This window comes from Enterobacter sp. MGH 16, assembly GCF_000493175.1.
In the GTDB taxonomy this organism is placed as follows: domain Bacteria; phylum Pseudomonadota; class Gammaproteobacteria; order Enterobacterales; family Enterobacteriaceae; genus Enterobacter; species Enterobacter roggenkampii.
Genome location: NZ_KI535695.1, coordinates 1,932,019 through 1,945,715 on the forward strand (window position 1 = coordinate 1,932,019; position 13,697 = coordinate 1,945,715).

10 protein-coding genes are annotated in these 13,697 nt (G+C 56.0%); all 10 read right to left on the reverse strand.

Annotated elements, in window-relative coordinates; genetic code table 11:
- Positions 1–39 precede the first annotated feature (39 nt).
- On the reverse strand, positions 40–477 hold the full coding sequence (locus L362_RS13625; RefSeq protein ID WP_230469169.1) for a hypothetical protein: 438 nt from the start codon (positions 475–477) through the stop codon (positions 40–42).
- A 364-nt stretch (positions 478–841) separates the two neighbouring features.
- Positions 842–1,912, reverse strand: a complete 1,071-nt coding sequence (gene tri1 / locus L362_RS13620; RefSeq protein WP_023344377.1) for an ADP-ribosylarginine hydrolase Tri1 — start codon at positions 1,910–1,912, stop codon at positions 842–844.
- Positions 1,909–3,243 (reverse strand): PAAR domain-containing protein, encoded by a 1,335-nt coding sequence (locus L362_RS13615; protein ID WP_023344378.1) that lies wholly within the window; start codon positions 3,241–3,243, stop codon positions 1,909–1,911. The genes tri1 and L362_RS13615 overlap by 4 nt, the downstream gene beginning before the upstream one ends.
- Positions 3,244–3,245: 2 nt before the next feature.
- Positions 3,246–4,040, reverse strand: a complete 795-nt coding sequence (locus tag L362_RS13610) for a DcrB-related protein (protein ID WP_008503526.1) — start codon at positions 4,038–4,040, stop codon at positions 3,246–3,248.
- A gap of 11 nt (positions 4,041–4,051) precedes the next feature.
- Positions 4,052–5,980: a type VI secretion system Vgr family protein gene (locus tag L362_RS13605; protein WP_023344379.1), complete on the reverse strand. Its 1,929-nt coding sequence runs from the start codon at positions 5,978–5,980 to the stop codon at positions 4,052–4,054.
- Between the two features lie 64 nt (positions 5,981–6,044).
- Positions 6,045–6,455, reverse strand: coding sequence for a hypothetical protein (locus L362_RS13600; protein ID WP_230469170.1), 411 nt, complete (start codon positions 6,453–6,455; stop codon positions 6,045–6,047).
- A 231-nt stretch (positions 6,456–6,686) separates the two neighbouring features.
- Positions 6,687–8,105 (reverse strand): serine/threonine protein kinase, encoded by a 1,419-nt coding sequence (locus L362_RS13595; RefSeq protein ID WP_023344381.1) that lies wholly within the window; start codon positions 8,103–8,105, stop codon positions 6,687–6,689.
- 24 nt (positions 8,106–8,129) lie between these two features.
- Positions 8,130–10,745, reverse strand: coding sequence for a type VI secretion system ATPase TssH (gene tssH / locus L362_RS13590; RefSeq protein WP_023344382.1), 2,616 nt, complete (start codon positions 10,743–10,745; stop codon positions 8,130–8,132).
- A 38-nt stretch (positions 10,746–10,783) separates the two neighbouring features.
- Positions 10,784–11,827 carry a type VI secretion system baseplate subunit TssG gene (gene tssG / locus L362_RS13585; RefSeq protein WP_023344383.1) on the reverse strand — a complete coding sequence of 348 codons (1,044 nt, stop codon included), beginning with the start codon at positions 11,825–11,827 and terminating at the stop codon, positions 10,784–10,786.
- Complete coding sequence (gene tssF / locus L362_RS13580; RefSeq protein ID WP_023344384.1) at positions 11,824–13,695, reverse strand: type VI secretion system baseplate subunit TssF; 1,872 nt, start codon at positions 13,693–13,695, stop codon at positions 11,824–11,826. Before tssF ends, tssG begins: the two co-directional genes overlap by 4 nt.
- Between the last annotated feature and the right edge of the window lie 2 nt (positions 13,696–13,697).

Genomic DNA, 13,697 nt, shown 5'->3' on the forward strand with positions numbered 1-13,697 from the left:
CTAATCTCGGTGTTCATTGAGATATTTTTTAAATCGTGCTTATTTAAGCCATAAACCTGAAAACATAAGGACGCTCCCCAGGGAAACTACGCTTTTAGCAACGATAAGTAAGCAAGGCGCAACGACGCGTGTTATAGACGATATTGCTTCATAATTTTCAGCATTGTATTTTTTGTGCCCTCCTGTAATCCCGGAAAATATCGTGCAGAGCAGCACAACGGTAACTTTTAGTCCCCATACGCACAGGAAAGACATGGAAAAGATAATCGAATAGTGTTTCGCCGTTGCGACGGAGAATAATGACATTGACTGAGCGAGCCATTTCAACGTAAAACCAATAACAACCGTAGCCACTAGCACCAGAATGAACATCAACCCAGCAAGGAACCATTGTTTTTTACTGAATAAGTCTTTTCCATTCCAGATAAGCGCTAGTGTCCAAATCATAAAGAGAATAAAGAAAAGCCATTGAATCATAACGTACCACATTTATACATGTTGTTCTCCAGGCATTGTCGTGTCGTCATCTCACTTCGCATCACACTCCTTTTCCAAACCAAATACCATAAAACAACAAGATACAGCTTAACGCGGCGAGAGATTTTGGTATCAGGCGTAATATTGGCCCAAACCGCTGATTGACTATATCAGTGATGCCATTAATTCAACCCAACTCAATATAATTTTATTTATCCACAAACCATGGTCACCACATGTTCTCTTCTCGAAGAATCTGTATTGTCCAATTTTTGACACGCCGGGACGCTTTTAACTAACAAACCATTAGGGACAGACAAAGAAAGAGGCACGGTACAATACCCGTGCCATATGACTAATATAATTATAAGAAATTATCCTCTGGAGCTCTATCGAACAGTTCACCTGCCATTTTGGCGATACGTTCGTGCTGCACGAGTTTGTTTTTCCACTCCTGCGGAATACCGGAATAACCATATAATGCCCCCGCGATTTGTCCCGCCGTCGCTGCAACGCTGTCAGCATCATCGGCAAGGTTAGCTGCCAGTAAAATGGCATCACGGAAATTATTCGTATTCCATACGGACCACATCGCGGCCTCAAGCGTATCAATAACGTAACCACTTGAACGAATCTGGTCGCGAGTTTTTTGCTTATACTCACCCGCGTTTATGATCATTACACGCGCGCACAGTGGGAAAACATGAGGCGAAAAAGCTTCTTCTTTTTGATAACCGTTGATTAAATAGTGCAATACCAATCCGAGAAATTGACATGCGTTAATTGATTCTACCGCGCCATGCGTTGCTCGACTCTGAGCCTGTGATTCGAAGTAAATCGCACGCAGCGATTTTCGACGAAAGATAGACACAGGTGCTTGACGAATAACCCCAGCATTACCAGCAGTGTGTTTCTCTGTATTACCATACCAGGAAGGTCCCACACGCATATACTGTTCAAGCGCGAACCGCGTCGTATTCCCGATATCGAAGCACCGACCATTACTGCTATTATCTCCGTCAAGATACCATTTCAGGAGATATTTTCTAAGCACATCGGTGTGCATTCTGTTTTCTGAAAGATAAGTCTCTGCCAGACATAATGCCATGGACGTATCATCTGTCCATTCACCAGGTTTTAATTGAAAAGGCCCGCCACCAATCATATCTGCTACATGTTCACTGTCTCTTTTCTTAAACTCAAGAGTGGTGCCGACGGCGTCCCCAACAGCCAATCCCACAAACGCCCCAAGCGCTTTATCACGTGAAACATCTTCAGTCGTAATTAAAGGTAAAGTTGCATCCCAGACTTGTGAAGAACTCAAATTATCAATACTGTTGCTCCTTATTGCCTTACGGACATTAACTGGCATGTATGTATGATAGCGATCAGCATAATGATTGATTACTGAGTCTTCGGAATGAAGGTCGATCATGGTATTTCCTTTAATTCTATATTCGTTATCCCAAGTTCATCTGACCTGCTGATAACCTCAAACGATGTATTCGGCTTAAACAGCACTTCAGTCTCTGTTGCATTGAACTCTGAAAGGAAGTCAATTTTCCTACCGGAAAAACCTTCAATACGCATTTGGATAGGACCGCTGAAGCCTCGATTAACATCAGTACTAAGAAAGGCGGGATCGATAACTGTTTTGCCCGGAGTATATCCTTCCAATATGTGCGAAGGTAGGCTGTTCATCCCGCGGTATGTCTCGCCACTAAAAGTAGGAAGCTGGTCTAAGCCATCATTTATATGTTGAGTAAATGCTTCCATTTCTTTAGTCATTGGTTTCATACCTCGTAACGCTGGGTTTACCATTTGGTAGCCTGGATCGGTAGTATAACCATACAATGCACCTACTTGCTCATCACTGAGTAAAGCAGACAGAGCAGGATCTCGATTATCCGCCAATTCTCTGCCACGAGTAATCCATTTTTCGGCTCGTTGTTTCCCCACGGCTTCGCTTAAGCTCATCCTTGGCGAAGCTGAAGCTGTAACAGGTTCCGCACTAACGCGCGGCATTGATTTACCAGCCCGCCACGCATCAAACCGTGCCCCGCCTTTAATACCAGCCCCGCCGCCGATAACGGAGCCGATCAGCATCCCCCATTTCTGACCGTCGCTACCTTCGCCACACAGCATTCCACCCGCGTAGCCACCAATAGTCCCACCGCCCATCGCACCGAGGGTACTCAGAAGTGCGATTGCCGGACTGGCCAGCACCGCCATGGCTCCGGCACCAACGGCGAGCATCGTCCAGTTCACCCATTCCGGGATTTCAGGACTTATTTCATCGGTCTGAACTTTGCTTCCACCGATAATAACATTACGCGATCCCTGACTAATCTCAGCGCTGCATGTCAATTTATCGCCTGTGCGAGAGGCGGGAAAGTTGTTGATGTAAACTTTTATCGAACCTTCCGCAACCCGTTGCAGGCTACCGCTGTGCTCATCACACTCTCCGGCTGACAGGTGAGCGCGGATCGCCTTTCGGCTGTTGATAAAAACATTGGGTGAACCTTCTTTTAGCGTACCGGTAGTATGGCGTGGAGCCCATGACATACTGCCGAGGAGCTCACCCAACCCACCCGCAGCGCATGCCCCAGCCGCAACGGCAGAAACAGCAACCAGCGCGGTCCCTCCGGTGACGACAACGGCAGCTGCGCCCAGAATGGCCCCGCCCACCAATCCTGCAATCATCCAGCCTTTTGAGGCTGTATGTGCAATCTCATCATCTACGCGAGCAGCCTGACATTCGGACATGGCTATTCGGCTCGCTGTGCCATCAGATACTTACGGATCCGGTCGGCTGTATCAAGCGGGTCAGAACCAGACACCTGGCGGCATACGGAAAGCTGTGAAAGTAGGTGATGTGATTTGTCTGCGAAAGTCGTCCACAGCGCGTAACGAAGGGGTTGGCTCCCCGGAACGGGTGCAATACTGAGTGGTTTACCCTGTTTTTCAAAAAGCAAATATTGCCCCTCTTTCGCCCGCTGAAGCGAAAGATGTCCATACAGTTCCTGAATGTTTTCAAAGACACTCAATTCCTTACTCTCACTATCAAGCGCAAAAAATGGCCCCTGGCTGTCGGCAGCGAGCATTTCTCTAGTTTCAGTCTGAGCCGGTTTGTGGAACTTAATACTGCGGATAATTTCCTGATATTGATTATGATAATAATCGCTAAACTCGCCCGGGCAAGTACCGATATAACACACCATCTTTTGGCCGCCAGGATGGTCACCGAGCAAAATAACGGTCTGCCTCTGGAAAATGATCGCATTATCATTTTTGAATTGATAAAAAAGCTCAACTGCCGGGAGACCATCAACAGAGGTCATCTGCGAGGATTCGAGACGAAAGTCGGGCACCGTAATTTCCAGTTCACGTACCAAACGAGTTGCCGCATCATGGACTTTATCTTCGTTTTTAGCACTCGCACGAGAAACAACAAAAGTAAACTCGCTGGCTCCGTTATCACTCAGGGTAAATAAATTCATGGTTCTGTCTTTAAATACATCGGGTAAGGCAAGGGATGCTTCCTGAAGAATATATTCAGCCATTCGGGTTACTCTTATTTATTGCCATTAATAACAAAAAAACTATCCACTTCCTGCTGGATTTCACCCTGAAGGGATGCGCCAGGCGGATCGATGACATTTTGTCCATCATCAGGGTTCAAATGTAATTCGCCGGAAAGCGTATTAATTTGCGCGTTCTGTTTCGCAGTAAAGTTAAAATTATTACCAATGATATGGACGCTGCCGTCTTTTGATAGCTCGATGGCGCTTTCACCACATTCCAGTCTCAGCGTATTTCCTGCGGAAAGTATAAAATTATTAACGACTTTATCGTTTCGACTGTTCCCCGTCAGGCATACCACATCGCCTTTAATCCCTGATTTCTGATTTTTCGCTACCCGTAAGGTTTCATCTTCGCCAACGAACTGGGTTCGATTTTTTTCAGTAGAATGTGTTTCGTCGTTTTTGACGTTAATATCCAGATTGCGCTCGGCCTGGATCCATACCTGTTCTGCGCCCGCTTTATCCTCAAACCGCAGGGCATTGGCATTGTCCACGGAACCGTCTTTCGTGCGGCTCATAAAGCCCATCTGCGTCGCCGCAGCTGGCAGCGCCCACGGCGGCATGCTCGCGTCGTTGTACACGCGGCCGGTAATAATCGGCCGGTCCGGGTCGCCGTTGATAAAGTCCACCACCACCTCATCGCCCACGCGCGGGATTTGCACCCCGCCGTAGCCCTGGCCCGCCCACGCGCTCGACACGCGCACCCAGCAGGAGCTGGTGTCATCGCCCTTCGCCAGACGGTCCCAGTGGAACTTCACCTTCACCCGGCCGTATTTGTCCGTCCAGATACTCTCGCCCTTCGGCCCCACCACTTTCGCCGTCTGCGGGCCGTAGGTGCGCGGCCACGCCGTGCTCTGCGCCGGACGGTAGGCCACTGACGCAGGAATGACCGTGAAATCGGTCCGGTGAATGGTCTCCCCCTCGCCGCTGGCATAGCGGTTCTCTTCGAGGTGGTAACCCGCGGCCGTGACCAGATACTCGCCGTTGTCGCTGAAGAATGGCGCGTTGGTTAACGTGAAGGTGTGCCCCGGCGCAATCCCCGCCGCCGTCGCGGTGGCCTGAATCTGCTGATGCTCCACCTGCCAGCGCTCCTGACGAATGCGGGCATAGAACTCCCCGTGCCCCTTGTCCACAAAGCGACCCGGCCAGTCGTACACGTCGATGCTGCCTGGCTTCGGCGATGCCGGGTTCTGCTGGGCCTGGAACAGCCACGCGTTCGGCTTGCGGAAGTCATAGTCATCGAGGCTGTAAATCCCCGGCGTCACGCTGTCCTCCAGCGCCCACTGGCTGATGCCCTCTTCATCCGTACTGCCGCCTGACGGCGTCTGGTGGTAGGGAATGACCTCATAGCCGCTGAACGGCTGGTACTGCGTGGCGGCGTCGGTCAGCACCAGGGTGTGCTTGTCCGCCTCATGGCGGAAGTGATAGGCAATCCCCTCCAGCTCCATCAGGCGGCTGACGAAGTCCAGGCTCGACTCCTGATACTGCACGCAGTAGTCCCACACCCGGTAGCTGCCGGTGAGTTTGTCCTCAACGTTGACCTGATGCTCACCCAGCAGGGTTTTCACAATCTGCGGCACCGTCTGCCCCTGGAAGATACGCAGGTTACGGTCGCGCTTCATCGGCCACAGGTCCGGCTCCACCGTCAGCTGGTACACCGCATAGCGGGTGCCCGTCAGCTCAACGGCGCTGACCGCCACGCGGGTAATCTTGCCGTTAATATAGCGGGACGTCAGCAGGCTCTGCGTCGGGATGGTCACCGTGACCGGCTGGCCCAGCAGCTTACTGCGGTCAATGCGCGCGTCCGTGCCGAGCACGGTCAGCGTCAGCGCGAACGATTCGGACATCGCCTCGCGGCCCGTCAGTTTCCAGAACAGAAGCCCCTCCACCGGGAGCTGAACGGTAATTCGGTTGAGCATAATCTTTATTCCATCTAGCTTATGCGATGCAGAAAAGGGGTTCGCATCTGTGATAAAGCGTCATTCAAGAAAGGGGCTTTTCCCTCTTGATCATCCAAAAAACAAGAGAGTAGATTTTCAGTGACTCTGATGTGACAAATAAACCTACATTCAACCAGATGTTTGAAAAATCAAACATACTTACTAAAAGAGGGAACAATGAGACCGAACATCTGAATGAAATCAAGCGAAATAATTCCTGAGCGAGGGCAAGTTTAACCGCTCCGATCTTTCGCTTGAAGAATAAACAGGCCGAAGTACACAAAGAGAGTAATAAAAGTAAGTCAAGCACAAAAAAAAGCATGACCAAAATGCTGAAACCATCACCTGCATAATAATTCAACGAATCACTAAACGCTTTTGCGTCAGAAATGAATGGAATTCTGTGCTGGCGAACTGAATTCACGCAATAAAGCAATATTGCGAGAAGATCCATACCTCCCCAGAAATACCATAGATGGCTATTTAAATGAGCGAGCTTGTTTTGTGTACGCCCGTTATTGTTATTTAAAAAAATGGGGGAGCACATATTGGCTTCAACTCAACCCTCCGGGTTAGGAATAAATTCAAAACGCACAAACAGGAGAGACAATCTTCTCGTACTCCTTTGAATGAAGCCTAAGACTTCGAAGATCGTACACTTCCATAGTCTCCCCTGTTTATATTCCTACGGATTCACCAGCCAGGTGCCCGGCTTGGTAATATCCAGCGTCTGGCCACGCGTTCTTCCGTTGCCCTGCAGTTCAATCTTCGCCTCACCGGCCGGCAGCTTGAGCGATGCATAGCCGTTGGTTCCCGGGCGCAGCGCTTTTGGCTCGCCGTTCACTTTCAGCGTTTCGCCGTCGAGGATGCGGATATAGACCAACGCAACAGGACTCGCGGCAGGCGGTGGCGTCTGCTGTGCCGTCGCCGGTTCGCTCACCTTCACCGTTTCTGGCTTCACGTCTGGGGCGTTCGCGGCGGTTTCGGTTGGACGCGTCTCTGCCGGTGCCTGCGCAGCCTGCTCAGGCGCATCGTTACCGCCGCTGAACAGCATCGCGCCAGCGACAACGCCGACCAGCACGCCTGCGGCAACCATGCCCGGGATCCTGTAGCGACGCCAGTCGAGCAGCGACGCCGGTTTTTCGTCTTCCACCGGTACCAGCATCGTGCCGGGCTTTTTCGCCGTCAGCACATCGTTGATACCCGCGACCGGCATTTCAATCAGCGCGGCGAACTCGTCGATGGACTGCGGACGATCCTCCATGTGCAGCGCCAGCGCGCGGTCAATGGCCTGGAGTAGCGGGATGGAATAGCCCTGCGGCATGATTTCCACCAGCGGTTTGCAGGTATCCTGAATCGAGCGCACCACGCTGACCGGCGGCGGAGAACCCACAATCAGGGTACGCAGCACGGCGCCGAGGGCGTAAATGTCCGTCCACGGGCCCTGCTCGCTTTCGTTGTCGTCGGTGTACTGCTCAATCGGCGCAAAGCCCGGGCGCAGCATGGTTTCCGTTTCGTCGGAAAGGTTACCGATGGTGCGGCGCGCGGAGCCGAAATCGAGCAGCACCGGCAGGCCGTTATCCTGGATCTGGATGTTATCCAGCGAGATGTCGCGGTGCAGATAGCCTTCGTCGTGGATGGTCTTGATCGCACCGAACAGCATCGGCAGCGTGCGGCGGATCCAGGCTTCGTTGATCAGCTCCGGCTTTTCCTCGCGCAGGCGCGAAAGCGTGGTGCCGCTGTAAAACAGCGTCCCCATGTAGGCCGTGTCGTTTTGTACCCAGAAGCGCAGGACGTGCAGCAGGTTCGGGTGGTTAAAGCGCGCCAGCAGACGGGCTTCCTGGATAAAGCTGTTCAGGCCTGCGGAAAACGCTTTGCCAAAGCGCTCGCTGCGCAGCACCAGGGTCATGTCGTCGCCGCGTACGGCGAGCGAGGAAGGCATAAATTCTTTGATAGCGATAGTGCGTTCGAGCTGGTGATCCCACGCGCGATAGACAATGCCAAAACCGCCGCCGCCGATCACCTCTTTGATTTCAAACTCGTTGAAGCGGTACCCGACCGGGAGCGCGTTTGGGACAGTCCGATTGTTATCATTATCCGTCATCTTTTACAGTTCTCTTGATGATTATTACGCGGCAAACTGACAGTGAAACTCGCCCTGCTCGCAGGTGACGTGCAGACGTCGGTACTGTTCGTCGCTGCGGCTGGCGGTAAGTAAGATCTGGCTCATCTGAGGCAGCAGGGTGTTGGTCAGAATAGCATCCACCATGCGGCCGCCGGACTCCACCTCGGTGCAGCGCTGAACAATCTGTTCCACCACGCTGTCGTCAAACTCAGAAATAATGCTGTGATTCTCCTCCAGACGACGCTGAATACGCTTAAGCTGCAGGCGAACAATCTGCCCCAGCATCTCGTCGCTGAGCGGGTAGTACGGCACCACCAGCAGACGGCCCAGCAGCGCCGGTGGGAACACCTCCAGCAGCGGCTGGCGCAGCGCGCCGCTTAAGGCCTCAGGCTCCGGCATCAGGTCCGGATCGGCGCACATGGCGCTAATCAGCTCGGTGCCAACGTTGGAGGTCAGAATAATAATGGTGTTGCGGAAATCAATATGGCGCCCCTCGCCGTCTTCCATCCAGCCTTTGTCGAAGACCTGGAAGAAGATCTCGTGGACGTCCGGGTGCGCTTTCTCAATTTCGTCCAGCAGCACGACGCTGTATGGACGGCGGCGGACGGCCTCGGTTAATACCCCGCCTTCACCATACCCTACGTACCCCGGAGGCGCACCTTTTAAGGTGGAGACGGTGTGCGCTTCCTGGAACTCGCTCATGTTGATGGTAATGACGTTCTGCTCGCCGCCGTACAGAGATTCGGCGAGCGCCAGCGCGGTTTCGGTTTTACCGACGCCGGACGGACCGCACAGCATAAAGACGCCCACCGGCTTGTTCGGGTCGTCCAGCTTCGCCCGGGAGGTTTTCACGCGGCGGGCAATCAGGTCCAGACCGTGACGCTGGCCGATAACGCGCTGGTTGAGCGTGTCGGCAAGGTTGAGTACCGCGTCGATCTCGTTTTTCACCATCCGGCCCAGCGGGATCCCGGTCCAGTCAGAGACGACCGCGGCGACCACGTTTTCATCCACCGCGGCAAACAGCAGCGGCTCGTCTCCCTGTAAGGCGTTCAGCGCCTGCTGCTGCTCCGCCAGCTGGCCGCGCAGCTCGGCGGTATCTTCTTCGCCCGCCGCGAACAGCGCGGCGCGCAGGCGGATAATCTCCTGCACCAGGCTGCGCTCTTCTTCCCAGCGCCGGGCCAGGGCTTCGCGTTTTGTCTCATACGCGTCGCGTTCGGCGCGTAATGCCGTGACGCGCTCGGCATCACCGGCCCCCACGCGCGCTTCGCGTTCTGCGATCTCAATTTCCACGTCAAGCGCAGCAAGGTGGCGCAGGCAGTCTTCCAGCTGCGCAGGCGGCGCGCTCTGGCTCACCGCGACGCGGGCGCAGGCGGTGTCGAGCAGGGCCACGGCTTTGTCCGGCAGCTGACGCGCCGGGATGTAGCGGTGGGACAGCTTCACCGCCGCGCTGACCGCTTCGTCGAGCAGCAACACCTGGTGGTGCGTCTCCAGCGGCGACACGGTGCTGCGCAGCATCAGAATGGCTTTCGCTTCGTCCGGCTCGTGAACCTGCACCGTCTGGAAACGACGGGTCAGCGCCGGGTCTTTCTCAATGTACTTTTTGTATTCTGCCCAGGTGGTGGCGCCGATGGTGCGCAGCTGGCCGCGCGCCAGGGCTGGCTTCAGCAGGTTCGCCGCATCGCCGGTCCCCTGCTGGCCGCCTGCGCCAATCAGGGTGTGGATCTCATCGATAAACAAAATGATCGGCGTGGCGCTGGACTGGACTTCGTTAATGAGCGCCTGCAGACGGGCTTCAAACTCGCCTTTCATGCCTGCACCGGCCTGCAGCATACCGATATCCAGCAGCCACAGCTGAATGTTCTGCAGCGGCTCCGGCACGTCGCCGTCGGCGATACGCAGTGCCAGCCCTTCCACCACCGCCGTTTTCCCGACTCCGGCTTCCCCGGTCAGCAGCGGATTGTTCTGACGGCGACGCATCAGGATATCCACCATCTGGCGGATCTCCTCGTCGCGCCCGACGACCGGGTCAATCTTCCCTTCGCGGGCGCGGGCGGTCAGATCCTGGCCATACTGGGCCAGCGTCCCCTGTGCAGCCGGTACCGCACCCGCCGGTGCGTCGACGGCGGCAGCGGCCTGCTGCGTCTCTTTGCTGTTGGCGCAGATGGTATCAAACTGCTCAATCAATACCTCGACGTTAAGGCGGGTGAACTGCGCCGAAATGCTTTTCAGCACGTTGGCCAGGTTCCAGGTTTTGAGTATGCCGATCAGCAAATGGCCGCCGCGAATGCGGCTGACGCCAAACTTCAGCGAGCCGAAGACCCAGGCGCGCTCCACGGCGCTGTCGATATGCTCGGAGAGATCGGAAACGGAACTCGCCCCGCGCGGAAGCACATCCAGCGCGGCAACGATATCGCGCGTCAGCTGCTGTTCATCAAGGGCAAAGTGGCGGATGACCTGCTGCAGATCGCCATCCTGCTGCTGCATCAGCTGATGTAGCCAGTGCACCAGCTCAACATAGGGGTTGCCGCGCAGCTTGCAGAACGCAGTGGCGCTTTCCAGAGAGGTAAATAACAGCGTATCCAGTTTGCCGAAAAGCACGGCACGGCTAATTTCTGACATGTTAGTTTCCATTAACAATGATTCGGTAGACGGAAGGATTACCGCTCTGCGCGATACACCAGATCGCCGCGCGGGACAGGCTGCGGCTGAAGGCCCAGCCAGGTGTTATAGCCTAATCGCCCATGACTGCCGAGCGTGGCGCCCTGCACCGCGTCTGCGCGCAGGATCACCCGCGTTTCCCATTCAAACTCCACGCCGGCGTACTGACGCACCCAGTCGCGCAGCTCGGTGACCCACGCTTCACCCGGCAGAAAGCGGTTGTACTCCTCCGCGCTCAGCGGGCCAATCTCGATGCGAAACTTATGCTGCACGTCGCGGACGGCAACGCCGAGAAACGCGGACTCACCCATGCGCGGCATGCGGCGTCCTTCCCCAAGCTGCGCCTGCTCGCGCGTGGAGAGCGGCATCCACTGCGGCACGTTGCTGACCAGTTTGACCGGCGCCTTAAAATAGCTGCGCAGGATCTTCTCCAGCCCCTCCGGATCCCGCCCGTGACGGGTCAGGTGCCCGGCGTGGGTAAAGCGCGCGTGTGAGCTCAGGCTGCCGTTGTCCATCTGACCCGGCTGGCCCATACCAATCAGCGACGCCAGATAGCCCTCAAAGCGCCTGTTATCGGCGCGGTCCAGCGAGACGGTGGGCTGCGCATCCGCCCAGGCGCGGTAAAACAGCAGCGCCAGACGATGGTGGAACAGATCGGCAAACGCGCTCAGGCTGGTGTCCTGATGATGATAAATACGCTCGCGGGCGTACTCGGTCATGTGGACCGGCAGCGGGCCGTTCGGGCCAAACAGGCCGAAGCTGAGGATAGACACCTCATGCAGCCCGCTCTCTTCCCGCTGACGCACCCTGGCCAGCGTCGACGGGGCAAAACTCATCGACGGCTGCTGGCCGATGCGCAGCGGTTCAAATTTTGGCAGCGGCGCGCGGCCCAGCGGATAGCGCTCGCCGCCCTGGGCATCAATGCGCCTTAACAGCTGAAACAGATCGTAGCGCCAGGGCGTCTCGCGGACGCCGTGCCAGAACGCGTCCGGCAGCTTCGTCAGGCGATGCACGCGCAGCGGTGCAGTGGCGGCGTCACTCATATCAGCGCCCTTTTACCCATGCGCGGCGCCCAGTAGCCAATCTCGCCGCGCTGCTGACTTTTCAGGGTGAACTCGGTGAAGCTGTTGATAGAGACCAGACGGGCAAAGAGGCGCTCCATCACGCTGCCGAAGAGCCACGGGCTGGCGCCGGAAAAGGCTCGCTCATCCACCGTCAGCGTAATGCCGATCCCGCGGGCGAACACGACCGGACCGGGTTCAGGCACGCGGCGGTGAACCGGCTCCAGCACGCAGTGGCGCACCCCCTCCACCTGACGCGCAACGGGCGTTTCGGCCAGGTTGGCATAAAGCCCTAACAGCTGGCGCAGCGCGGCAGCCCCCTCCTCATTGTCACTGTCCATCAGGCTGAGGTAGTTCATCTGCAGCTGGCTGATAAGCCGCCAGGTGCTGAACCCTTCTGCCAGCGCCGGACGCGGCGGCGTCGGCCCTTTACGCAGGGTGAGGGATTTCACCGGCATGGAGTCAGCCATAATGAACTCCCCGAGCTCCTGCTGCAGCATCAGCGGCAGGTCACGGCTGGTGCAGAGCACCTCCGCAGAGATATAGCGCAGATTTTCCTGCCACGGCGCGTGCTGTTCATCCACCAGCGAGACGAAGACCTCCGAGCCGATATAGCCGGTACGGGTGCCGTAGCGCAGCGCGTGCTCGGACAGCACGCGCTGCTCGCGTCGCAGGGAAAAATAGGCCCCGTAGTTGCCCGCATCGCCGCTCCAGGTGCTCCAGAACGGACGAAACGTCTGGTCATCACGCTGGCCGTCCGCGCTGCCATAGATTTTTTTTACCGCGTAGATTTCATAATCCAGCGGACGGATGTTATCGACCACCAGATGGTATTCATGCTGACCGTCATTTAGCTTCTGCCGCGCCGCAACTTTCGGGAAAAGGTTGATGACCGGGGTGCAGTGCAGCGCCAGATGGCTGGCATCGACCACGCGCTCCAGCTGTTCATCCGACTTATCCAGCAGGATGAAGATGTCGAAGGCTTTTTCTTCTTCACAGCGCTGGATCAGCGTGCTCAGGCCGCTGAGGCTAATGAAGCGGAAACGGGCCGGAAACGCGAAATACTCCTGCAGCAGGCGATAGCCGTCAAAGTTACGCAGATCGTCCGGAAGCAGCGCCTGGTCAGGCTCAAATCCCTCCTGGCGCAGCGCGTCCGTCGCCAGCAGCTGTCGCTGCGGCTGCGGGCTGACCGTCTGACAGACGATCCCGGCGTGGTGCTCCATCACCAGCTCCAGCAGCTTCAGCGCCTCGATATCCGGACCGGCGAGGAAAAATTCCAGACGGTCGAAGTCCAGATGCCCGAGATGTTGCGGGCCGTCGCAGGCGATGCGGATCCGCAGGGCGCTGCCGATCCCCCGCTGGCTCAGACCCAGCTGTGCGAGCGGCAAATCGGCGGGAACTCCGCCCAGCTCAACCTTGTCGATTTTCAGCGGCAGCAGGTTGACCTCGTGCGCCGTGGTATAGCTGCAGGTCACGCCGGTTTTTTTCAGCGCCAGGCTGTCCATCATGGTGCCGCGCGGCACGATGAAGCCCTTGCTCAGGTCGCCCCGGCTGCTGTCGGGCAGAATCTCCGCAATCGCCATCGACGGCGTGGGCGCAAGATAGTTCGGCGCAATCATCTCCAGCAGACGCTGGGAGAAGCGCGGAAACTCCGCGTCCATTTTCATCTGCACGCGGGAGGTCAGGAAGGCGAACCCTTCCATCAGACGTTCGGTATACGGGTCCGCCACGTCGATGCCGCGCATGCCCAGCCGTCCGGCGACTTTCGGGTAGCGTTCGGCAAATTCGGCCCCCATTTCGCGCAGGTAGGCCAGCTCACGGTTGTAGTATTCGAGCAGTTTACTTTCCATGA